Annotated in this window: 23 protein-coding genes; 8 read left to right on the forward strand and 15 right to left on the reverse strand. The window is 40.6% G+C overall.

Annotated elements, in window-relative coordinates; translation table 11 throughout:
* Positions 1-23 precede the first annotated feature (23 nt).
* The 6 genes from AC2HW8_RS09815 to AC2HW8_RS09840 form a co-directional block, all read right to left on the reverse strand.
* Complete coding sequence (locus AC2HW8_RS09815) at positions 24-794, reverse strand: hypothetical protein (RefSeq protein ID WP_313709928.1); 771 nt, start codon at positions 792-794, stop codon at positions 24-26.
* A gap of 227 nt (positions 795-1,021) precedes the next feature.
* Positions 1,022-1,528 (reverse strand): transposase, encoded by a 507-nt coding sequence (locus tag AC2HW8_RS09820; protein ID WP_117951920.1) that lies wholly within the window; start codon positions 1,526-1,528, stop codon positions 1,022-1,024.
* 61 nt (positions 1,529-1,589) lie between these two features.
* A complete protein-coding gene (locus tag AC2HW8_RS09825; RefSeq protein ID WP_117951923.1) occupies positions 1,590-2,393 on the reverse strand; it encodes a hypothetical protein in 804 nt (267 codons plus the stop codon).
* Between the two features lie 151 nt (positions 2,394-2,544).
* Positions 2,545-3,363 (reverse strand): hypothetical protein, encoded by an 819-nt coding sequence (locus AC2HW8_RS09830; RefSeq protein ID WP_046433203.1) that lies wholly within the window; start codon positions 3,361-3,363, stop codon positions 2,545-2,547.
* Positions 3,364-3,737: 374 nt separating this feature from the next.
* Complete coding sequence (locus tag AC2HW8_RS09835) at positions 3,738-3,911, reverse strand: DUF6472 family protein (RefSeq protein ID WP_015522940.1); 174 nt, start codon at positions 3,909-3,911, stop codon at positions 3,738-3,740.
* Positions 3,904-4,497, reverse strand: a complete 594-nt coding sequence (locus AC2HW8_RS09840) for an LOG family protein (RefSeq protein WP_117913217.1) — start codon at positions 4,495-4,497, stop codon at positions 3,904-3,906. Before AC2HW8_RS09840 ends, AC2HW8_RS09835 begins: the two co-directional genes overlap by 8 nt.
* Positions 4,498-4,745: 248 nt before the next feature.
* Here AC2HW8_RS09840 and AC2HW8_RS09845 point away from each other — a divergent pair, with 248 nt between their 5' ends.
* Entirely contained in the window at positions 4,746-6,155 is a 1,410-nt protein-coding gene (locus AC2HW8_RS09845; RefSeq protein WP_309372749.1) for an MATE family efflux transporter, read from the forward strand.
* Positions 6,156-6,200: 45 nt separating this feature from the next.
* On the forward strand, positions 6,201-7,016 hold the full coding sequence (locus AC2HW8_RS09850; RefSeq protein ID WP_484327506.1) for a DUF4037 domain-containing protein: 816 nt from the start codon (positions 6,201-6,203) through the stop codon (positions 7,014-7,016).
* 394 nt (positions 7,017-7,410) lie between these two features.
* On the opposite strand, the gene AC2HW8_RS09855 is transcribed toward AC2HW8_RS09850, so the two are convergent.
* Both AC2HW8_RS09855 and AC2HW8_RS09860 read right to left on the reverse strand, forming a co-directional pair.
* Positions 7,411-8,343: a bifunctional riboflavin kinase/FAD synthetase gene (locus tag AC2HW8_RS09855; protein WP_484327507.1), complete on the reverse strand. Its 933-nt coding sequence runs from the start codon at positions 8,341-8,343 to the stop codon at positions 7,411-7,413.
* Positions 8,344-8,363: 20 nt separating this feature from the next.
* Positions 8,364-8,909 carry an NUDIX domain-containing protein gene (locus tag AC2HW8_RS09860; RefSeq protein WP_117519250.1) on the reverse strand — a complete coding sequence of 182 codons (546 nt, stop codon included), beginning with the start codon at positions 8,907-8,909 and terminating at the stop codon, positions 8,364-8,366.
* A 51-nt stretch (positions 8,910-8,960) separates the two neighbouring features.
* Between AC2HW8_RS09860 and AC2HW8_RS09865 the strand changes: the two genes are divergently transcribed.
* Positions 8,961-9,854: a M14 family metallopeptidase gene (locus tag AC2HW8_RS09865; protein ID WP_046433215.1), complete on the forward strand. Its 894-nt coding sequence runs from the start codon at positions 8,961-8,963 to the stop codon at positions 9,852-9,854.
* 68 nt (positions 9,855-9,922) lie between these two features.
* On the opposite strand, the gene asnB is transcribed toward AC2HW8_RS09865, so the two are convergent.
* Together asnB and AC2HW8_RS09875 are read right to left on the reverse strand one after the other, a co-directional pair.
* Positions 9,923-12,283 (reverse strand): asparagine synthase (glutamine-hydrolyzing), encoded by a 2,361-nt coding sequence (gene asnB / locus AC2HW8_RS09870; RefSeq protein ID WP_484327508.1) that lies wholly within the window; start codon positions 12,281-12,283, stop codon positions 9,923-9,925.
* 134 nt (positions 12,284-12,417) lie between these two features.
* Positions 12,418-12,873 carry a C-GCAxxG-C-C family protein gene (locus AC2HW8_RS09875; RefSeq protein WP_484327509.1) on the reverse strand — a complete coding sequence of 152 codons (456 nt, stop codon included), beginning with the start codon at positions 12,871-12,873 and terminating at the stop codon, positions 12,418-12,420.
* A gap of 531 nt (positions 12,874-13,404) precedes the next feature.
* On the opposite strand from AC2HW8_RS09875, the gene lepA reads away from it, so the two are divergent.
* Complete coding sequence (gene lepA / locus AC2HW8_RS09880; protein ID WP_021882680.1) at positions 13,405-15,216, forward strand: translation elongation factor 4; 1,812 nt, start codon at positions 13,405-13,407, stop codon at positions 15,214-15,216.
* Positions 15,203-15,616, forward strand: coding sequence for a DUF3783 domain-containing protein (locus AC2HW8_RS09885; protein WP_484327510.1), 414 nt, complete (start codon positions 15,203-15,205; stop codon positions 15,614-15,616). Before lepA ends, AC2HW8_RS09885 begins: the two co-directional genes overlap by 14 nt.
* 106 nt (positions 15,617-15,722) lie before the next feature.
* Here AC2HW8_RS09885 and AC2HW8_RS09890 read toward each other — a convergent pair whose 3' ends face one another.
* Positions 15,723-16,556, reverse strand: a complete 834-nt coding sequence (locus tag AC2HW8_RS09890) for an HAD-IIB family hydrolase (protein WP_484327511.1) — start codon at positions 16,554-16,556, stop codon at positions 15,723-15,725.
* Between the two features lie 13 nt (positions 16,557-16,569).
* Positions 16,570-17,196: an endonuclease III gene (gene nth, locus AC2HW8_RS09895; RefSeq protein WP_021882677.1), complete on the reverse strand. Its 627-nt coding sequence runs from the start codon at positions 17,194-17,196 to the stop codon at positions 16,570-16,572.
* 148 nt (positions 17,197-17,344) lie between these two features.
* Here nth and AC2HW8_RS09900 point away from each other — a divergent pair, with 148 nt between their 5' ends.
* Complete coding sequence (locus AC2HW8_RS09900) at positions 17,345-18,073, forward strand: HAD family hydrolase (RefSeq protein WP_484327512.1); 729 nt, start codon at positions 17,345-17,347, stop codon at positions 18,071-18,073.
* 102 nt (positions 18,074-18,175) lie between these two features.
* Entirely contained in the window at positions 18,176-18,403 is a 228-nt protein-coding gene (locus AC2HW8_RS09905; RefSeq protein ID WP_117951961.1) for a hypothetical protein, read from the forward strand.
* A gap of 104 nt (positions 18,404-18,507) precedes the next feature.
* Here the strand turns inward: AC2HW8_RS09905 and AC2HW8_RS09910 are convergent, their stop codons facing one another.
* Positions 18,508-19,290: a hypothetical protein gene (locus AC2HW8_RS09910; protein ID WP_117951964.1), complete on the reverse strand. Its 783-nt coding sequence runs from the start codon at positions 19,288-19,290 to the stop codon at positions 18,508-18,510.
* Positions 19,291-19,359: 69 nt separating this feature from the next.
* The gene (locus AC2HW8_RS09915; RefSeq protein WP_117951967.1) at positions 19,360-20,307 is read right to left on the reverse strand and encodes a hypothetical protein; all 948 of its coding nucleotides are present in this window, start codon (positions 20,305-20,307) and stop codon (positions 19,360-19,362) included.
* A gap of 268 nt (positions 20,308-20,575) precedes the next feature.
* Here AC2HW8_RS09915 and AC2HW8_RS09920 point away from each other — a divergent pair, with 268 nt between their 5' ends.
* Positions 20,576-20,923 carry a helix-turn-helix domain-containing protein gene (locus tag AC2HW8_RS09920; RefSeq protein WP_117847273.1) on the forward strand — a complete coding sequence of 116 codons (348 nt, stop codon included), beginning with the start codon at positions 20,576-20,578 and terminating at the stop codon, positions 20,921-20,923.
* Positions 20,924-21,032: 109 nt separating this feature from the next.
* On the opposite strand, the gene AC2HW8_RS09925 is transcribed toward AC2HW8_RS09920, so the two are convergent.
* Positions 21,033-21,959, reverse strand: coding sequence for a dockerin type I repeat-containing protein (locus tag AC2HW8_RS09925; protein WP_046433234.1), 927 nt, complete (start codon positions 21,957-21,959; stop codon positions 21,033-21,035).
* Positions 21,960-22,349 lie beyond the last annotated feature (390 nt).

The following is a 22,349-nucleotide window of genomic DNA, read 5'->3' on the forward strand; positions in this document are numbered from 1 at the left end:
ATTTTGTTATCTATCAATTATTATTAGCCTTTTGTTCTCTTTGCAAACGTAAAGCTAATGTTGTTAAGGGTTACTGCATTACTATCAATACACTGAGGATCTGTACCTTCATACCAAACAACAAATTTATAGTCTTTGATCTCGCCAGCATTAAAAGTGGTCAGCTGACCTTTTTTATCCGTCTGTGTTACATTTGTTGCACCTGACAATTCAACTTCAGTTGTACTATTCTCTTTGAGTTGATATGAATCGCCATCTTTTGCTTTACCCCAAACAAATACTGGGTTGTTACTGCTATCAAGAATAGCTACACGGAGAAAATCTTCATATCTATCAAGATCGTGATTAATTGTGAACGACCAGTCTACATCCAAAGTATCTGTATTTTCATCAGCCTTGTAGTAAAGCTGGAACGGACGTTCTACGCGATAGCCATTCATTTCATTATCTTTAAGGATTTTAATACTATCTGGTTTTGTACCAATAGAGTTGTAAGTATCTGCTAATGCATTAACCCATGTATTAAAATCTTTAGTTGATGCAGGCTCAAGTGTCGGAACACCGTCACTATCGTAATCAATCTGTGTTGCCCAGTCTGTGCTATCTTTTGTACCGTCTGTACCCTTTCTGATAAGAAGGTTACTTGCCTGAATTGTCTTAACTTTGAAGTTGTTAGCTTTGGCAGTTGTTGATGTTGAGAACCAAGCAAATGTTGCTGTACCAAGTGCGAGCATTGCTACGAGGAGCATTGCTACGGAAGAGATTAACAATCTCTTTCTTGATGTTGTTTTCATAGAGAAATTCCTCCTAAATAAAATAATTTTTTTGTCCCTAAAACACCATAGGGATTTTTTGCTATATCAGTGCCGAGGCACATAATACCAAGTTTATAATTTCGTCATACCGTAGCGGCGATCAGTGATCGCCATTCGTTTCCGACGGAAACGACCAAGTATTAACATTTTCGTTTCGTCCCAAGTTTACACTTGTGACGACTGGCGGTCACTGACCGCCGCTACAATCACCACTCACAAAAATATTTGTCCAATGCCCATTTTTGTGGGTTGTTGTCTATGTATTTACAAATTTCTTTATAATCTTTTTCATTCCGTATGATGTGGTCATAATACGATTTTTGCCACACCGAATAACCGACTTGTTTGGTGACAATGGATTTTAAATGCCTTACGATTTGCGATATTGACGGAGAAATCGAATCTTCCACACCAGACGCTGACAAAAACAAAACAAAATGTATATGATTTGGCATTACAACATATTTATCTAATTCAACCAAACCTTTATAAGCTGACTCAATGCTGTGAATCGTTTTATCAACGATCCTTCCGACATCATTGAGTAATACCCCTGATTTGTCATTATCAAATGCAAGACATTCGCTATCTACTCTGCCAAACAAGCACCTATGGTCTTTTGCGCATACCGTTATGAAATATGCACCGCCTTGTGAATAATTAAAATTTTCAAGCCTGTTTCGTTTGCGTAAAAAACATTTTTTATAAACCATAACCGTTGTTTTTCGTCGTCCCAAGTTTACACTTGTGACGATTGGCGGTCACTGACCGCCGCTACTTTGCTGTGGATTCTTCATCGTCACGAACCGAGAACAGCATTCTCATTCTTACATGACCGTTTCGGATATCGTCGATACATTCGGGGTCGTTACCCTCAATCCAGATTACGATTGTGTATTTATCAATATCGCCAACCTTGAATTTTTCGGTTGATGTTTTATAAACTTCCTTATCGCTTACAAACTTTGTGCAATCGGTTTCGGCTTTACTTCTGTCTTTGTACTGACCTTTGCCGTAAATTGAGCTCTTGCCGTTTTTGTAAATCATAACTCGGGTTGCTTCATCTGCCGACTTAGCCGCACCTGTGATTTCAAGCACTGCATCATAGTCAAGCTCGACCTCTCCGTTATTTTTACAATAGAATGTATAAGCAACATAGTTTTTGCCGTTGTGCGCACCGTCCTTGCTTGTGTCAAGGTCAACAGGAAGCCATGCATATGTAATGTTTGTAACATCCTTAACCTGCTTCGCAGTAAGTGAAGCACACTGAGTTTTGAAGTCAGCGTCTTCGCTAAGCACGATACCTTTTTTTACGGCAGGAGAATCAATGCTGATAATCAAGTCGCCCCATTGCGTTACAAGCGTTGAAACAATGAACAGAATAAGAAGAATGATTATGCAGACCGAAAGGATAATACTCAAAAGCCGTCTGCGCTTTTTGTATTTTACAATCTCGATTGAATCATTTTTTACATGAAAATGTTCAATCTCGGCATCTGCCATTTTCTTATCATTTAAGCGACTTAACTCCTCGGGAGTAATCGGTTGTTCAATTTTTGGTTTCTTTTTTCCGAACAAGTTTTTCTCTCCCCTCAAAGTTGTATCCGTTTAACTGTCGGATTGTGCGTATTTCATTAACCCATAATTTTTCTCCTGTCTGAAATCTGCGTTGAATGACAGTTTCTCCAGGGCGGGCGGCCGATGACCGCCCCTACGGGATCTTGTTTAATTATGATATTGGTTTATTGTCCTTATCGCATCCGACAAAGCCAAGCTGTACAGAAAGCTGTGCATCCTGAACATCGTCATCACACTCGGGGTCGTTACCCTCAATCCAAAGACGAACTGTTACCTTAACAGGTTCGAGCTGATTAAGATGGAAAAGTCTTGTGTTGTTTGAGTAAACCATTGAACCTGACGGCAAATCAAAGGTTGTCTGTCCGTTTACGGGAGTGCTTCTGTTCGGCTCATAAATTGTTGTGCCGTTGCCTGTTCCCTCGGCTGTGAAATCAACTCTCGCACAATTTACTACATCAGCCTTTGCACCGGTTGATTCTGTCGATACCTTTGTACCGTCATCAGCGCCTGCTTTTGTGCTTTCGGTTGTGAGGTGAACCCACATTTCCTCGGTTGCGATGAAGTAGCATTCAAACTCAAGGTAGCTGTGCTTGTTAGGCTCTCTGACTGTGCCACGCTGATTGGTGAACTCTGTACCCTCTCTTGTTGTAACAGGGTCAAGCACCGTATCTTCAAGGCTTGAACCATGCTTTTTAAGGTAATCGTCAATCATTTCATTTGTGATTACCTTGCCGTATTTTTCAAGGTCTTTTCCGTGGTTTTCCATACTTACTTTAAGTTGTGCGGCAAGGCTGATATTGAGGTCAAGCTTGTCCACACCTGCAAATGTATTTACCGTGAACCACGCAACCGTTGCTGTTGTCATTGAAAGAAGGGTTATGATTGCAACAAAAACAATCAGCCTTTTTCTCTTTTTAAATGGAACTTTGTCGCTGACCATCTTATCAATAATCCTGTTAAAAAGTCCCATAAAAACCCTCTCCTCATAAAAATAATGTGCTAAAATGACGCACCGCTGTACAAAATATAATAATATTCTATACCTCAAACGCACATTTTGCAATATTTATTTGTCCTCTGTCATTTTTTTTGGATGAATTCACAAGATTTTCACATTACATTTGTGCATTCCTCTAAACTTTTCTTTTTCGATTATATTTTAACGGACTTAATCTGCTTGTCTTTTATTCATATTCTAACCTTTAAAATGATATAAAAAAACAAAAAATCCCCTTTAATTAAGGGGATTTTAGGTTTACAATAATAACAAACGACATTTAATTAAATTTGAGGCAAAAGTTACAACCGTGTAACTTATTTTGTTATATTGCTGTTTTAAATTATTTAATTTTGTTTTCTCACTATTTTGTACTCATCATAAAGTTGAAAGTAATGACAGGTGTCTGTGCTTCGGGTTAAAAACCTTGCCATTTCGTCCTCGTCAAGGTTGATATTGCAATAATCACCGAATTCGTCATCACTGACAAAGTTTGCACAAAATTCGCATTGGTCAGCCATTCTGCTCACCGTCCTTTTTGAGAAACTCATATTTATTGTAGGTGAACGGAACATAATTCTCGAGCTGGTTGAAAACCTCTTCTTCGGTATCGGCAATCGTGTAGAGTCTGTTACATGCATTGGTCATAAACTTTTCACTTACGGCATTGTCAAGCATTGCAAGCATTGAGTTATAGTAGCCTTTTACATTATATATAATGATAGGCTTTGTGTGTCTGTTAAGCTGCTTTAGTGTGAGAACCTCAAAAAATTCTTCAAAAGTACCCATACCGCCGGCACAAATTACAAAAGCGTCCGCTTTATCTTCCATAATACCTTTGCGTTCACGCATTGTATCTGTTACAATAAGTTCGGAGCATTTGTCAAAAACAACACCCACATCAATAAAAAAATCGGGTGTAACTCCGATTGTGTGGCCACCTGCGCTGTATGCGCCTCGGGCAGATGCGCCCATAACACCGTATTTTCCCGCACCGAAAACAAGGTTGTAGCCCTTTTCGGCAATCTTTTTGCCGAGATGCTCGGCAGATTCAAGATAGATTTTGTCAATTTGCTCACTTGATGAGCCAAAAACGCATATATTCATACCTATTTATCCTTTCGCATTTGCGTTGTATTTTTTCTGATTTTATCCAAAACAACCGTCGGTTATCTGAACTTAGTTTGAAGATTGCAACAGATTGCAACCATCCGCAATTAGATTATACATCTCAAATACACGGCGGTCAAGCAGTCAGAACAACGGCAATGCACAATTTACATAGAATTTATTTTTTCAAAACATTCAAAACATAAAAACTTATATTAATCATTTTATTCAACGGAGATTACATTATGTCTGCTACTTCTTCAAAACTCAAAAATCCGAACGATTCAGTTATGAATCAGCGCGTAATCAAGCTTGCGTGGCCGATATTTTTACAGCTGTTGCTCGGCATCTCACTCGGCTATGTTGACACGATTATGCTCTCAAACTACAACGAAACCGCCGTTGGTGCAATCGGCAACGCAAACCAGGTTCTCGGTTTTCTGACTCTTGCCTTTAACATTATATCAAGCGCAACGGGCATAATCGTCAGCCAGTACCTTGGGGCAGGTAAAAAAGAAAAGATGAATATGATTTACACGGTTGCGTTGTCATTCAACTTTGTGCTGAGTATTGTAATCAGCTTTGTTGTATTCATATTCAGTCGAAATCTGCTTGAGGCAATGCAGGTGCCTGCGGCAATGCTTGACGAATCGGATATGTATATGCGAATAGTCGGCGGTACAATCTTTACTCAGGCGCTTATTAATGCTTTTAACTCAATTTTTGCAAGCAATGGCAAAACTGTTTTCGGTATGATTATCGGTCTTGGAATGAACATTATCAATATCTGCGGAAATGCTCTTTTGCTCTACGGACCGCTTCAGGTTCTCGGACTCGGTGCGTCGGGTGCGGCTGTTTCAACATGCGGAAGCAGAGTTATTGCGGTAATTGCATCCGTTATATACTTCTACACGGTTATCAAAGGCAAGTTCAGCCTTAAATATCTTCGTCCGTTTCCGTATGATGTTCTCAAAAGCCTTCTTAAACTCGGCATTCCGACAGCAGGCGAGAACATTTCCTACGACTGTTCACAGCTGTTTTTACAGGCATTCATCAACACAATGGGTATCGTTGCAATCAACGCAAAAATCTACGCCAACATGCTTTCAATGTTCACATATATGATTGCTCTTGCCGCTGCAAATGCAACACAGATTATTGTCGGTCACAGCGTAGGCGCTCACGATTACGATTTTGCATACCGCAGGGTGCTGAAAACTTTGCGTTTCGGTATGATAATTTCAATCTCGGTTGCAATTGTAAACTGGTTGATTTCGCCGTTTACACTCGGACTTTTCACAGGCGATAAGGCAGTTATCGCACTCGGTTCATCGGTTATGTTCATTGCGATTATTCTTGAATTCGGCAGAACAACAAACCTTGTTATAATCAACAGTATGAAAGCCGCCGGCGATGTTAAATTCCCGACTGCACTCGCAATTTTTTCAATGTGGCTTTTGAGTGTCGGACTCGGCTGGCTGCTCGGAATTTATTTCGGAATGGGACTTACCGGAATTTGGATTGCCATGGCTGCCGATGAAATTTTCAGAGGCGTCGTTGTGTTTATCCGCTGGATAAAGGGCGGTTGGAGAGGCAAAAGGGTTGTGCTTGAAGATAAGACAAGTCCAACCGAAACGGCAGAAGTTACTGCTTAATCCGACAAAGGAATATGATACCATAAAATAAAGGAGATCAAAACTATGAATTTTGCGGAATACAATGTTAAGGACGCAAACTTTGAAGAAATTTTGCTTGCACTCAAGTCGCTTGATACGGTTGAGGCTGTCGCACTCGGCGGTTCTCGTTCAACAGGTGCAAGTGATGAAAATTCGGACTACGATATTTATGTTTACTGCGCTGAAATTCCGACAGCCGAAACAAGAGAAAATCTCCTCGGAAAATACTGTTCGATTGCAGAATTTGGCAATCATTATTGGGAGAGCGAGGACAACACGGTTATGAATAACGGTATTCCCGTTGACATAATCTACCGTGAAGTTGACAGGTTTGGTCGGTATATTGATACGGTAATCAAGGGCGGCAAGGCTTTTAACGGCTATACAACCGCATTTTGGCACAATATCAAGAACAGCAAGGTTCTTTTTGACAAGACAGGCACTTTCACAAAATTCAGAGATATGGCGCAGATTGATTTTCCGGAAAATCTCCGCAGTGCGATTATCAAAAACAACCGCAACCTTTTGAACGGAAAGCTTCCGTCATATGACAGGCAGATTAAAAAGGCTCAGGAGCGTGGCGATATCGTCAGTGTCAATCACAGAATCACCGCTTTTCTCGAAAGCTATTTTGATGTTATCTTCGCACTCAACCGCCAGACACACCCCGGTGAAAAAAGACAGGTTCAGCTCTGCAAAAAGTATTGCACCCTCTTGCCAAAGGATTTTGAAGAAAACATAAACGCTCTTATGAAGTCAATCTCAGACGGCGGTTCATATGAAATCGTCACAGCAATGGTCAATAACCTTGATGAAATTCTTAACGATGAATTCAAATAAAAAAAGCGGTGTCGGAAAGTTCCGTCACCGCTCAATATTTTCAGCCATATAAAATTCAAATGGAATATTGACATTGCTTTTTGCATAATATATAATAAGAATACAAGGAAAACCGTTAAAAGCGGTTAGCCAAAAAATTCAGATGAAAAATAACCACCTAAAGTTTCCTAGGCTGTTGGGCGGTTATTTTTTTATTGCAACAATTATTATTGTAACAAGCAAGGTAAAACAAATTATGTATTCCACCTTTGTCACCTCCTTGCACATATTAGCCAATGCTTTCATCGGTTTGTGTTCGGATGTGACTAACCGCCTTAAACTTCCTTGTATTCTCGTATCATATTGTATCAAGTTGAAATTGCGATGTCAACCATAGATAAATACTACGCTTACTTCAGACTCCGTATCTATACATCTCATCAAAAATTTCTTTTGCCGTAACTGCATTGTCGGTTATGGCATTTTTCAATTCGGTGATATTGTCAAACTTCTTTTCGGGACGAATGAAATCAAGCAGACGGACATCGGCTGTCTGACCGTATATTTCACCGCCGTGAAAGTCAGGCATCCATGTTTCGCTCAAAAGCGTTGTTCCTCCGACCGTCGGCTTTACACCGATATTAGTCACACCGCAATAGACCTTTCCGTTTTCAAGCGTAACGGCAGACGCATAAACGCCGTATTTCGGCACGGCAAGATTTTCGGGAAGTTTCTGATTGATTGTCGGAGTACCGAGTTCTCTGCCAAGTCTTTTTCCGTGAGTGATCACGGCAGAAAAGCCAAAATATGAACACAAAAGCTTGTTTGCACGGCGAATACTTCCCTCACTTACGAGCAGACGGATAAGTGTTGACGACACAACATCGCCATCGTCACGCTCAGGCTCAATCACTTTAAGCTTTGCACCGTTCTCGTCACAAAGCTTTTTGAGCAACTCGGTATCGCCTTCTCCGTTTTTTCCGAAACGATAGTTAAAACCGCAGACAACAAATTTTGCATTGAGGTCGCCGAAAATAATTTTCTCAACAAAGTCCTTTGCAGACATATTCATCAGCTTTTTAAAGTCAGGACTGAAGGTATGTTCAATACCCAGGCTTTCAAGCGTTTTCAGCTTATCTTCCGTTGTCATAAGCGCACCCTTAGAAGATTTTCCGAGAACCTCCTTCGGGCTTTGAGCAAATGTAAAGCACACTGGCAAAAGTCCGTTTTTCTTCTGCTCAACAGCCGAGAGAATAACCCTTCGGTGTCCCTTGTGAAGTCCGTCAAAAAATCCGAGAGCAACGGCAGTATTCAATTTTTCGTGTTCTGAAACAGTAAAATTCTGCATATATATTTCCTATGATTAAATTAAATTTTACCGCTTTTCAAAAGTGCGGCAGTCTTTAAAACGGCAATCTGTGTTTTGGAGTCGGGTATCATATTGTTAAGCACCATTTCAACGGCTTTGTTGAGGGAGATTTTTTCAACATTCAAAAACTCACCCTCGTCAAGCTTTTGCTCACCCTGTGACTTTACCCGACAGGCATAAAGATGGATAATTTCCGAGGTGTATCCGGGAGACGGATAGACCTGACCGAGAGAAATGTAGGAGTAACCCTCAAGTCCCGTTTCTTCAAGAAGCTCACGCTTTCCGTTTTCAAGCGGAGTAGAACCCTTTTCAAGCTTGCCGGCAGGAAGCTCAAGCACAACCTCCTTGTACGGATAGCGAAACTGCTTTACAAAAGAAAGGTTATTGTCCTCATCAAGAGCGGCAACACATACTCCGCCCGGATGATTGACAACCTCCCTCTTTGACCTTTTACCGTCAGGAAGCTCCACTTCGTCAAGGACTATATGCAGAACTCTGCCGTCAAAAATTTTCTTGCTGTCAAGAGTTTTTTCAAAAAGCTCCATAATTATGCCTCCGTTTTAAAGATTGAATTATCGAAAGGAAAGGATTTTGTTATGCCCGATTATAATGTTTTTCCCGATTACAAAACACGCAAAGAAATCATAAACGAGCTCTGCGACAGGTACAAGTTCATCAAGCATTGCTTTGCCGGAAAAAGTGTGTGCGGAAGAGGTATTGATGTTCTGCACATCGGCAACACCAAGAATCGTGTACTCTACTGCGGCGGTTTTCACGGCTCGGAGTACCTCACGATACTTGCCCTGCTGAAATTTTTTGAAGAATGTTGTGAAGCAATGGAAAGCGACAAAACTGTCGGCGGATGCAAAATCGGGAATTTTTTAAGCATTCGAGGTCTTACGATTGTGCCTTGCGTAAATCCCGACGGCACGGAAATTGCCTTGCATGGCAGTGACGCCGCATTCAAATACAAACCGCTTGTCGAAAAGGTCTGCACCGATACATATAAATGGCAGGCAAATGCCCGTGGAGTTGACATAAATCACAACTTCAATGCGGGTTGGTGCAGACTTAAACAGCTTGAATTAAAGAACAATATCAAGTGTCCGGCGCCGACAAGATTCGGCGGCAATCATCCCGAAAGCGAACCCGAAACAAAGGCACTTACAACACTTTGCCGTAATATTGACTTTGAACGGGCAATCGCTCTGCACAGTCAGGGACGGGAAATTTACTGCTCATTCGGCAGACACACACCCGTTCTGAGCTTTCGGCTTGCGTCAATATTCTCACAGGCAAGCGGCTACAACATAGCCTTTCCCGAGGAGATTGCCACAGGCGGCGGCTTTAAGGATTGGTTCATCGAAAAATTCCGCCGACCTGCCCTCACCATAGAAATGGGACTCGGCAAAAATCCTCTCCCCCTCTCCGACTTTGAAGAAGAATACAAAATCCTGCAAAACATTCTCTGTCTCGGAGCGGTGGTTTAAATTATCTGATATAATTCAAGGGCAACCTCGGTTGCCCTTGTTTATTTTGTTATTTTTAATAACTTTGATTAATTTTTATCGTCCTCATCATCAAAGAATGAGATTGAGTTTACGATATTGTCAACAGCCTCGTCTGAAATTACATTCGGCTCGTCAAGATATTTTGATCTTTTTTCTATGCTGTCAATAGCCATCTGCATCTGCTCCTGGGGAGTTGACGGCTTTTTCGGAGCGTCGTAAATCTCGTTATCCTCGGGATTTGAGATGTTCACATACTCCTCTTTTTTAGGCTCTTCTTTAACCTCGGGTTCTTCCTCAGGCTCAACGATTGCAGGCTCATTACCGTCATCGGGAACTTCAACTCCCTCTGTCACATCTTCCGCAGATTCCTCTTTTACGGGTCCTTCCGCTTTTTCGGCAGATTCGTCATTTTTTTTTGACTTGTCAACGCCAAAGTTCGGAGCATCGTAATTTTCGTCAATCTCCTCTGCGGCAGCCATAATTACCTCACCCGGAGCGTCAATCTGCTTTTCTCTTCTCGCCTCGGCAACAGCCTTGAGTTCATCAAGGTGATTTACAGGCTTTTCAACCTTTTCGCTGTCCTCATCAAAATAGATATCATACCATACGAGGAACACATAAATTGTCCAAACTCGTCTGCTGTTATCTTCTTTTCCGCTGAAATGACTGTCGAGCCATGAAACAAGGACATCTGTATTGAAGAATTTCTCGGCAGTTTTGCCCTTAAACTTAGTCTTTACAACATTATAATACTTCTCGTCACGAAGCCATACTCTTGTCGGTACAGGGAAACCGAGTTTCTCTTTTTCGGCAGTAGCCTCAGGCATATGGCGAACGGCAGCCTTACGCATTGCATACTTTGTGTTGTGCTTGTTGCAGCGCAGTTTTGTCGGGAGCGATGACGCAACCTTGAAAACCTCCTTATCGAGGAAAGGAACACGAAGTTCAAGCGAGTTAGCCATACTCATTCGGTCGGCTTTAAGAAGGATATCACCGACCATCCACATATTGATGTCGAGATACTGCATTTTTGTAACATCGTCATACTTACGGCAACGATAATAATATTTTCTTGTAAGATCCTGTGGGCGTGTTGCAATTGACGGATCTTTCAAAAGCTCCTGCTTCTGCTTGTAGTCATACATAAATGCGTTACCGATATAACGCTCCTCAAGCTTGTCACAGGCACGGATAAGATAATCTCTGCCCTTGATGTCGGGGAGCTTTCTGCAGATTGCTCTTATTGCCTTTCTGATGCAATGCGGGACAATTGTCTGATAAATTTTGAACACTCTCGGATCGTTGTAGCAAGTGTAACCGCCGAACAATTCGTCTGCACCCTCACCCGAAAGGACAACCTTTACATAATGGCTTGCAAGACGGGATACAAAGTAAAGTGCGATACATGACGGATCTGCAAGCGGCTGGTCCATATGGTACTGAACAGTCGGAACAGCGTCCCAGAATTCTTCGCTTGAGATAAGGTGAGTGTGATGTTCAACACCGATTTTTTCGCTGAGATTTTTTGCCCAGCTGATTTCGTTATATTTTTCACCAAAGTCAAAGCCGACTGTAAATGTTTTCTGATCGGCAAAATATGTTGAAACATAGCTTGAGTCAACACCGCTTGAAAGAAAACAACCAACCTCAACATCGGCAATTTTGTGAGCGTTTACGGAATTTTCAAAAACCTTTTCAATTCTGTCAACAGCCTCTTCCTCCGTCATTTCTTCGTCGGGATTGAAACGAGCCTCAAAGTAACGGGTAGTTTCAACCTCGCCGTCTTTGTACCAGAGGTAGTGACCGGGCATAAGGCAGTAAACACCCTCAAAGAAAGTTTCGGGCGGAACTGCATACTGGAATGAAAGGTACGAATCAAGTGCCTTTCTGTTGAATTTCTTTTCAAACTTAGGATATTCAAGAATACTCTTGATTTCACTTGCATAGACAAAGTCATTGCCTATCTGAGTGTAGTGCATCGGCTTAATGCCGAAAAAGTCACGGGCAATAAAAAGTGAATTATCCTTTGTGTTGTAAATAGCAAAGCCGAACATACCACGGAGTTTTGGGAGCATATCTTCTTTCCACTCTTCAAAGCCGTGAACAAGCACTTCACTGTCTGTATCTGTATAGAACTTATGACCTTTTGCGATAAGTTCTTTTCTCAAATCCTTGTAGTTATAAATTTCACCGTTGAATGTGAGAACAAGGCTTTTATCCTCATTGTATATAGGCTGATGACCTGCACCGAGGTCAATAATGGAAAGTCTGCGAAATCCCATGGAAATATTGTCGTCCGTAAAAAATCCGTCCGAGTCGGGACCACGGTGAGTAATAACCTCTGTCATATTTCTGATGACATCGGCTCTGTTTTCAACCTGTCCCATAAAGCCGGCTATGCCGCACATATCACAATTCCCCTTTCAAGGTAATTTTCAAAATTAACCGCATTAGACTAATGCCCTATTTTAAACATTTTATCACAATTTATTCCCAAATTCAACTGTTTGCAGGCATAAGTTTCAAATCAAAGCAACGCCCCTCAGCCTTTTTTATTCTTTAAGTATTCATCAAGCAAATCCGCTGCATATCTGCACAATTCAGGACACGGACGGGCGGCATAATATTTTTCTGTTCTCTCAGACGGAGTCGGGGTATCCTTTGCCTTTGCTCTCATACCGAGAAGGTCACGGCAGATGATTGAACCGTTGTCCTCTTTGAACTTTTCGGCAAGCTGCTGAACCTCGGTGTAAACACGCTTTTTGTCGGCATTATCCTTGCTGTCACTGTAACCCCTTGCAAGACCTAAAGCCATATACATTCCCGTAACAGTACCGCAGACCTCACGCATTCTGCCTATTCCACCGCCAAACGGCGACGCAAGCATAAGAGCAGTCTGTTCATCAAAGCCCAAATCGTCACAAAATGCAAGCAATACAGCCTGAGCGCAGTTGTAGCCCTGCATAAAATTATTCTTAGCAATTTCACCTTTTGTCATACCAATTTCTCCTTTTACAAGTCAATTTCATATATGCCCAGTATAGCACCGAAAACCGCATACTGCAACGATTTTTTTGCTTGTGAAAGAGATTGCCATATGTTATAATTTAGGGAGTTATGATGATAAATAAATCAATATTGCTTAACCGTAGCGGCGGTCAGTGACCGCCATTCGCTTTGGTTGCAAAACCAAAACGAACAAATATACATCTGCAATAAGCGTTTTAATCAATAACATACGATAAACAAATGGTTTGTATTTAATCGAACCGATTTTACAATCGTTTCGATTGGCGTTCACTGAACGCCGCTACTGTTTGTACAAACGGTAACAATGCTACGCTCGGGCAAAATATGTTGCGGATTTTTCAAACTGTCTGCACGAATAGGGAACGGCGCTACTGATTTGAGTCACAATTTCTCCCACCGATTTAATCAAATACGGTTGCTTTATTCGGCAGAATTGGTATAATAATTTACAGAACATAACTCATTAAAATTCAGGCATTAAAGAAAAAGGTGATTAGCATTGTCTTTTCCACAGGATAAAATAAGAAATTTCAGCATTATTGCTCACATTGACCACGGCAAGAGTACGCTTGCGGACAGAATTCTTGAGCAGACCAACTCCGTTTCCGAAAGGGACATGGAGGCGCAGTTGCTTGATGACATGGATCTTGAGCGTGAGCGTGGCATTACAATCAAGGCGAGGGCGGTAAGCGTTATCTACAAAGCCGATGACGGGGAAGAATATCTTTTTAACCTCATCGACACCCCCGGTCATGTTGACTTTAACTACGAGGTTTCCCGTTCACTGGCAGCTTGTGAGGGAGCTATTCTTGTTGTTGATGCATCACAGGGCATTGAGGCGCAGACTCTTGCAAACACATATCTTGCCGTTGACAGCGGACTTGAAATTGTTCCCGTTGTCAACAAAATTGATTTGCCGAGTGCCGACCCCGACAGGGTTATTCAGGAAATCGAAGATGTAATCGGTATTCCTGCCGAGGATGCTCCGAAAATTTCCGCAAAGGCAGGAATCAACATTCACGCAGTTCTTGAAAAGGTTGTTCACGATATTCCTGCTCCGACAGGCGACATCAACGCTCCTCTGCGTGCATTGATTTTTGACAGCTACTACGACAGCTACAAGGGCGTAATTATATATGTAAGGCTCAAAGAGGGACAGATTCACCCGGGCGATGAATTCAAGCTTATGGCAACGGGCAGTGTGTTCAATGTTGTTGAGTGCGGACTTATGCACGCAACCGCTCCCGAAAAGACAGACGGTCTTTATGCAGGCGAGGTTGGCTACATCACGGGTTCAATCAAGACTCTTGCAGACGCAAAGGTTGGCGACACGGTTACACTCACATCAAATCCCGCAGAAGAACCGCTCCCCGGCTACCGTGAGGCACAGCCTATGGTTTTCTGCGGTATCTACCCTGTTGACGGCGCAAGATACGGTGATCTTAAAGATGCACTTGAAAAGCTTCAGCTTAACGATGCGGCTCTTTCGTTTGATCCCGAAACATCGGTTGCCCTCGGATTCGGTTTCCGTTGCGGATTTTTGGGACTGCTCCACATGGAAATCATTCAGGAGCGACTTGAAAGAGAATATCAGCTTGACCTCATCACAACCGCACCGAGTGTAATTTACAGAATCACACGCACAGACGGCACGGTTGAGATGATTGACAACCCGACAAACTACCCCGATCCGTCACTTATTCAAATGGCGGAAGAGCCTGTAACAGATGCTCACATCTATGCACCTAAGGAATATGTCGGCAATATTATGGAGCTTTGTCAGGACAGACGAGGAACTTTTGTCGATATGCAGTATATTGATGCCGACCGTGTTGATTTACACTATGTACTTCCGCTTGCCGAGATAATCTACGACTTTTTTGACACGCTCAAATCACGCACAAGAGGTTATGCATCATTCGACTATGAGCTTAAAGAATATGTTCAGAGCAACCTTGTTAAGCTTGATATTATGCTCAACGGCGAGGTTGTCGATGCACTTTCGTTCATCATTCACGCCGACAAGGCATATTCAAGGGCAAGGAAGATGGCTGAGAAGTTAAAGGAAAAGATTCCGAGACAGCTCTTTGAAATTCCGATTCAGGCTTGCATCGGCGGTAAAATTATTGCCAGAGAAACCGTAAAGGCTATGCGTAAGGATGTACTTGCCAAGTGCTACGGCGGTGATATTTCCCGTAAGAAAAAACTCCTTGAAAAGCAAAAAGAAGGTAAAAAGCGTATGCGCCAGCTCGGTTCTGTTGAAGTTCCGCAGGAGGCATTTATGGCGGTTCTCAAGCTTGATACGGATTAACGGTGAAGATATGAAAGAACTTGCTATGTTTTACAACTTTTCGGACGAAGGATTTCGCAAGGCAAAGTTTGCACTTATGCCGTTGAAAATTCAGGTTAAAAAGGTTGAAAAAGAAGATTTCAATCAGCCTATCGGTTTCCTTGCAGGCATCAAGGGCATTGAGCCTGCGGCAGAAAAGTTTGACGGTGACGGCTTTGACGAAGAAATGATTGTCATGCACAATTTCACGAATAAAACAATTGATTCGCTCATCAAGGCACTGAACAAATGCGGTGTCGGACGAGTTCCGCTCAAGGCGGTTATCACTCCCACAAGCAAAGACTGGGACAGTCTGACGCTTATCAAAGCACTTAAAGCCGACCATGAGGAAATGCTTAAAAAATTGAAAACGAAAAGTTGAAAATGGAAAATGAAAGTCGGGAAGACAGTTTGCAAAATGCAAAACAATGTCTTCCCGACTGTTTTTTGTTTATATGAAATATGAAATTACCGCCGCATTATTACAATCAATTTTTAAGAATTTTCTCAATCAATTGTGCAACACCATCGTTATTATTTGACGGGATTACGATATCGGCACGGGCAAGGCATTTTTGACTTGCATTTTCAACAGCCGCACCAAGTCCCGACTCGGCAATCATGTCGGCGTCGTTATCTGCATTTCCGCAGGCGCCGACATTTTCCATGCCGATATTCAAAAAGTCACACAAACGCAGGAGTGCCTTCGCCTTTGATGCCTCTGCCGACATAATCTCGACAAAATGGTCGGTTGAAGTCGTAATTTCAACGCTGTTGCAAGCCTTTTCGATACTGCTCCACAGCCTGTTGCGAAGCTTTTCGTCCGTACTTATAATGCTGATGAGGTCAAGCTCATTTCTATGCTTGCTCAAAAAGCTTCTCATATCGACAATCTTGCCGTGGCATGAACGGGTGTATTCAAAATATTCAGGCTCACAGCCGTAGTCAAGCGGTCTATGCACATATCTGACATCGGCATATGTAAATCCGTCAATAAATCCCTCAAGAATAACATCGTCATTACGCACAGCACCGAGAATTTTCAACACATCATCGGGTAAAATCAGCGAACGGTGAACCGTTTTACCGCACTTGCTTATTACAGCACCGTTCGAGGTAATCGCATAGTCCAGACCGACAATGTTCATCACGCTGTCGGGCATCATAACGAACGGTCTGCCGCTTGCCGCAACAACGGTTATTCCGCTTTTGATCGCAGATTCAATGGCAGTTTGCGTTCGTTTGCTCAAGGTGTCGCTGTCGGCAAGAGTTGTGCCGTCAAGGTCAAGCGCAATCAGCTTTATATCTTTCATCTTATCCATACAAATCCCTCTGTCAGATTTTCTTCGGGCAAAATCCGTTCATACAGCATTCTTCACATTTTGCCTTTCTTGCGGTGCAGACTGCTCTGCCGTGCAGAACAAGTCGGTGACAAAAATCGTTGCTTTCATCGGGCGGCAAAAGCTCACGCAATGCAAATTCAATCTTTTTCTGATCCTTTAAATCGTGAAGTCCGAGCCTTTTTGTAATGCGTATGCAATGTGTATCAACCACAACCGCAGGCTGACCGAAAATGTCACCGCACACAAGATTTGCGGTTTTTCTGCCGATTCCGGGGAGTTTTGTCAAATCGTCAATATTATCGGGAACGACACCGCCAAAATCGTCACAAAGCATTCTTGCCATTTCGACAATATCTTTTGATTTGGTCTTATAAAGTCCGCAGCTTTTTATATACTCAGCAACTTCTTCGGGAGTTGAGTCGGCAAAATCTTGAGCCGTTTTGAACCTGTCAAACAACGAAGGAGTGACCATATTAACCCTTGCGTCCGTGCATTGAGCGGCAAGCCTTGTTGCAATGAGCAGCTGCAACGGATCTGTGTAGACAAGCGAACATATTGCGTCGGGATATTCTTTTTTCAAGGCATGAACAGCGTTCACGGCAATTTCTTTTTTAGTCATAAATTCACCCCGTAATTTTAAAAAATGCAAAAACGCGATTAAATACTGTTTTCTCCAGTATAACACAAAAATTCTGCTATTGCAATCAGGATAAAAAACTGGTACAATAGACACATAAAAGTTAGAAATTTGTTTCGGAGGACAAAAAATGTACAATAATTACATTTTTGACTTATACGGCACTCTTATCGACATTAATACAGATGAATGGAACGATGATTTGTGGAAGAAAATTGCCATTCTCTATGCCTACAAGGGTGCACACTACACATATGACGAGCTTAACGAAGAGTACGACAGACTTGTTCAGGCTGAAAAAAAGGCTGTTCTCAAGAAGTCTCCCGACACAAAAGTTGTTGACATCAAAATTGAAAAGGTTTTCCGTAAGCTATTTACACAGAAAGGCGTTAAGGTTACAAAAGCCGAGGTGCTTTTTATTGCCGAGGCATTCCGTTGCTACTCAACAAAGTACATCAAGCTTTATGACGGTGTACTTGATCTTCTCGACACTCTCAAGGCAAAAGACAAAAAGATTTATCTTCTCTCAAACGCACAGCGTTCATTCACAGAAAATGAGCTGAATATGTTTGATCTGACAAAATATTTTGACGGCATTTGCATCAGCTCTGACGAAGAATGTTCTAAGCCTGACGAAAAATATTTCAAAACACTTTTTGACCGTTACAGACTTGAAAAGAGCGAGTCAATTATGATTGGCAACGACTATATCAGCGATATCGGCGGTGCGGCTGATTTCGGTATCGACAGCCTGTACATTCACCAGAGCATTTCACCCGAGATTGACGGCGAACTCCGCAGTACATATAAGGTTATGGACGGCGATGTGTTCAAAATCAAGAAACTTATTGTAAAATAACAAAAGAATTCAACTGCACCTGATTTTACGGGTGCAGTTTTTAGCATAAATAGTGTATATTTTATCTGTAGTTATGCACACTATAACAAAGGAAGTGTGCAGATGAAACGCAAAGTACCCGATTACAAAAAGATTTTAACACCAAGTGATTTAGAGCTTAACACCTGTTCAAATCAGGATTGTACAGGTCTTATCCCCACCGCAGTAAAAAATCCCGCCGAGGCTGATTCATACGAAGAACTCTACCCATATATAACCGTTGTGTCGCCGACTTTACAAGATAATCCGAATAAAATTAACGCCGACACCAAAAAAAGAAACCGATTATAAAATACAAAAAGCAGAGTATATTGACCTACAATCCCATAAATCGGAATTAACGAAAAACGGGAATTAAGTTAAATATACTCTGCTTTAATTTCACGAAAAAGTTACTAAATGAAATTTTCTGAACAAGCTAACCATAAAATGTAATCAACTTCAGCAGGACGTTTCCCAATAAGCTTAGCTGTTTCCGAAATGATGTCAAATACATCGTAATTCTGAACTTCCTCACTGTCGGTAAACTCTAATCCGTTACAGCCAAGGACTTTCTTTATGTAACTATTAGGATTTGCTATATCATAGCCTACATTTCTGAGATATTCGGCAACAAGCGAAACTGCCATTTGAGTCATCTTATCTTCACTCTTACCGTCAGCAAGATTACTAACAAGGCTTTTGAGGGAAGTATCCTTTTCAACAAATGTATTGTAGTAATTATCAATACTGCCGTACTCTTTTTCAAACTTAAGCAATTTCGGTACATTATCAAATACTAAAGCCCTCATCTGAGCTCCGACAGATTTATTTCCAAGTGCAAAACCCATAATATTATTAGCCAAATCGTCAGGATTACAGCTAAGAATATAGTCAGGATTGTAGCCGTGGAAAATCTTATCAACTGCTGTTATTTCACCTGTATCAATATCAAAATATTCCATGAATTTACTCCATCTGCCACCGTTGCTGAGCATTGAGTAAACCATAGCCTTTATGTGCTGTTCGGTAGTAAACTGTTTACCGTTTTCTCTGTTATCAATCTGATGTTTGATATATGTATTTTCCCAAAACATTGTTTTGCAGTCATCACCGTACTTTTCTTTCATAACCGTACGAGTAAGGCTGTCAATTGCATTTATGGCAAAACTCATAACATTTTTTGAATCGAAATTCATAATCATTCTCCTATAATTTATAGTTCATCGTATGTATAATATAAGTTCAAATCAAAGATTAACAACATTTTATTTATTGAAATGTTCATCTAACTTAGCATTCTGTGATTTCATCATTTTATTAAGGTTATGACGCTGAATAATGCCTGCTGTATTTGCAAGGTTTTGATCTCTTCGTGTTTTTGCAAGAACTTCATTTCCCTCATCTACTGCATCATAAAGTGCGTCAAAGCCCGAAATCATAGAAGAATGCATACTGTTAATAGCTCCCGTAACTCTGCCGCTGGCATTGATAACGGTATTTTTTAAACTCTCTTCATTATATAAATCTACTGCTCGTTCATAAGTAATATCGGATGTGCTTAACTCATCATACAACCATTGCAAAATTACAAAGTTCCTGTATCTGTTTGAAATAAGCTGAGTTGATGCGTACAAAGCTTCAAGCGTATCTTTGTTAAACTGAACCTCTTCATCAAGCATTTCAATTTTAATTTTCTTGGCAATTTTCCAAGATTCGTATTCTTGATTGTATGACGGTATAATCACATTATTATACTGTTCAAGGTCCGACTCATATTTCTTATCAATATCGGCTTGTTGCTTTGCAACCTCTTCGTTAATTTTCTGCTGTTCAGCCAAAGCGGATTCTTTTGCATTTTTAACCGCTGATTGATAATCATCCCTTTGCATTAGTTCATTCAACATAGCACGCTTCTTTTCGCAATATTTTACAAATGCGTAGAGTATAAACGGCCAAACCAAGAGAGATATAACGATATACAAAATTTCGCCTCTGAGAAAATCTGTAAAAGTATAGTTTACTTTTGGCTCAGGAGGCATTTTAATGGTCACTTTGGGAACTTCAAGTTGTTTATGCACCGGAGTTGTGGGTTTAGCTTTAAATTTTTTGCATTTTTGTTTAGACAACTCTTCCTCACCGATTTTTATTGCCGCTGTAAGCATCATAGCGTCTTTAACAATTTCAACTTCCTGTTCATGCGTATATTTGCTCATAGTAATTTCCTTTCCGTATAAATTATTTTGCAGTATGTTCTTGCTGATTTGTTCATACCTAACAATCAACAGGATTATTGTATCTGTTTATAATTTCAAAGATTTTGTCACCTATTTACAAGAGTTGATATATCTTGTACTATTTAAGATTTAAATGTAAAGCACTTTTTTATATATTGTAATCCGTGTTTCTAGTTTTGTCAACTAGTATTTAGTATTTTTAACCATTATTGCGTATCTTCCATTAAAATAATTATGGGTGATTACTATGAAATTCAGTGAAAAATTACGCTTGCTTATAGATGAGTTTGACATTACACAAAAGCAATTTGCAAATGACCTTAATATTGCCCCGTCAACAATAGGTGGATATGTACAAGGTGTAAGCGAGCCTGATTTTGAAACCTTAAAAAGAATAGCCTTATATTTTAATGTATCGGCAGACTATCTTTTGGGCATACAGGAAAACAAAACAAATAGTCTTGCGGAAGTAGAGTTACTTCGTGTATTCCGCTCAATGACAAATGAACAGCAACAATTGTTCATTGAACAAGGCAAAGTATTTACTAAAGCAAATAATAAACTAAAGGCAAGAAAAATGACAAAATCATCTTAATTGATTTTCGGAAGTAAATTAAATATTCCGATAAAACAAAAACAGCGGAAGTAATGTGTTTGTGCATTACTTCCGCCGATTTTATATTTTCAATTTTAATCTGAAGAAATTATTTTGTATAGCCGTGTTCTTTACACATCATATCGTAATAACCGACTACGAAAAAGTCTGTATGCTCATTTTTAACATACGGGCCATAGGTAATGTACGGGTACCTTGGAGAAATATTATAGTTACCGTAAGCATACCAACGCATTGTATCATCAAAATACTGTATACCATCCTGCTCGTCAAGGAAAATATGATTGTTTCCAAAGTCACCATTAAGACCAACAATAAATTTTTGTAAATCAGTAGCGGCAATGACCGATATATCGCTTTCATACTTTGCTACATTTGTTAACATCTTCTGCGCACCTGTAAATTCAACCTCATGGGCGATATATTTCTGAATAAGGGTAGCATCGACAACATTAACAACACCGTCTTTGTTCACATCACCTTTTAAAGTATAGGCATTCGTCATCTTGTTGTACACAGCAAGAAGTTCATTGTAGGCATTTGTAATAGCCCAAACATCGTAATCATTAGTGCCTGCAATATACGGCTCTAAGTCGGTTTTTAAATCAGCAAGCTTATACTGAAATTCGTTCCATTGCTCATCAGAATACCAGTTGTTGTAATTCTGTTCCTTACAGGCATTATCGTAAGCAGTTTTAGCATATGCAACATCAACATGAAGGTTATAAGCGGCACTATACAGCTTGTCCTTCATATTTTTATATTCCTCGGCTGTTGCAAGTTCGTCCTGATTATAAAGATTGTATGCATCATTATATGTATCACCTGCAACACAGTTATAGATTCTCGCCTCACCAATGTTTGTGTTGAGAATTTTAAATGCGTCAAGAAGCCAGCCAAGTTTCTCACGCTCTATTTCAGTTTCGGACTTTTCATTTTCAGCAGCAAATGTTGTTAAAATGAAAGATGAAACCGCCAAAATTCCAACGAGTATGATTGATAATAATTTTTTCATTGTTTATCCCCCTATATCATCTTCTGTATCAATGTGCTGTACCATCCAAATTTACATCATAGTTTTTAGAACTGTTATCATTGTACCATATACAGTAATTATAATCAATACTATTTCAATCTTCGGCTATAAAATATCCCTTTACTTTTTTGTAAAATATAAACAAAAAAGCACCACATTATGTGGTGCTGAAAGTTCAAATGAACCACCGATTACTCGGTGTATATAAAAGGGTAAACACCCTGAAAACTGAATAAAGGAAGAGGATTAAGGAGATATTAGTTAAATTCATATTGGAATGACCAATCGGGTTAAAGTATATACTACACAGCTGACCAAAGAAATCTTGTGGTCAAGCCCTCGACCTATTAGTACTGCCAAGCTGAATGC

Source organism: Ruminococcoides sp. (genome assembly GCF_057037865.1).

Coding starts and splice junctions, on each gene's coding strand:
- AC2HW8_RS09815 (WP_313709928.1), bottom strand. CDS start 794: ATGAAAACAACATCAAGAAAGAGATTGTTAATCTCTTCCGTAGCAATG.
- AC2HW8_RS09820 (WP_117951920.1), bottom strand. CDS start 1,528: ATGGTTTATAAAAAATGTTTTTTACGCAAACGAAACAGGCTTGAAAAT.
- AC2HW8_RS09830 (WP_046433203.1), bottom strand. CDS start 3,363: ATGGGACTTTTTAACAGGATTATTGATAAGATGGTCAGCGACAAAGTT.
- AC2HW8_RS09835 (WP_015522940.1), bottom strand. CDS start 3,911: ATGGCTGACCAATGCGAATTTTGTGCAAACTTTGTCAGTGATGACGAA.
- AC2HW8_RS09840 (WP_117913217.1), bottom strand. CDS start 4,497: ATGAATATATGCGTTTTTGGCTCATCAAGTGAGCAAATTGACAAAATC.
- AC2HW8_RS09845 (WP_309372749.1), top strand. CDS start 4,746: ATGTCTGCTACTTCTTCAAAACTCAAAAATCCGAACGATTCAGTTATG.
- AC2HW8_RS09850 (WP_484327506.1), top strand. CDS start 6,201: ATGAATTTTGCGGAATACAATGTTAAGGACGCAAACTTTGAAGAAATT.
- AC2HW8_RS09855 (WP_484327507.1), bottom strand. CDS start 8,343: ATGCAGAATTTTACTGTTTCAGAACACGAAAAATTGAATACTGCCGTT.
- AC2HW8_RS09860 (WP_117519250.1), bottom strand. CDS start 8,909: ATGGAGCTTTTTGAAAAAACTCTTGACAGCAAGAAAATTTTTGACGGC.
- AC2HW8_RS09865 (WP_046433215.1), top strand. CDS start 8,961: ATGCCCGATTATAATGTTTTTCCCGATTACAAAACACGCAAAGAAATC.
- asnB (WP_484327508.1), bottom strand. CDS start 12,283: ATGTGCGGCATAGCCGGCTTTATGGGACAGGTTGAAAACAGAGCCGAT.
- AC2HW8_RS09875 (WP_484327509.1), bottom strand. CDS start 12,873: ATGACAAAAGGTGAAATTGCTAAGAATAATTTTATGCAGGGCTACAAC.
- AC2HW8_RS09890 (WP_484327511.1), bottom strand. CDS start 16,556: ATGGATAAGATGAAAGATATAAAGCTGATTGCGCTTGACCTTGACGGC.
- nth (WP_021882677.1), bottom strand. CDS start 17,196: ATGACTAAAAAAGAAATTGCCGTGAACGCTGTTCATGCCTTGAAAAAA.
- AC2HW8_RS09900 (WP_484327512.1), top strand. CDS start 17,345: ATGTACAATAATTACATTTTTGACTTATACGGCACTCTTATCGACATT.
- AC2HW8_RS09905 (WP_117951961.1), top strand. CDS start 18,176: ATGAAACGCAAAGTACCCGATTACAAAAAGATTTTAACACCAAGTGAT.
- AC2HW8_RS09910 (WP_117951964.1), bottom strand. CDS start 19,290: ATGAATTTCGATTCAAAAAATGTTATGAGTTTTGCCATAAATGCAATT.
- AC2HW8_RS09915 (WP_117951967.1), bottom strand. CDS start 20,307: ATGAGCAAATATACGCATGAACAGGAAGTTGAAATTGTTAAAGACGCT.
- AC2HW8_RS09920 (WP_117847273.1), top strand. CDS start 20,576: ATGAAATTCAGTGAAAAATTACGCTTGCTTATAGATGAGTTTGACATT.
- AC2HW8_RS09925 (WP_046433234.1), bottom strand. CDS start 21,959: ATGAAAAAATTATTATCAATCATACTCGTTGGAATTTTGGCGGTTTCA.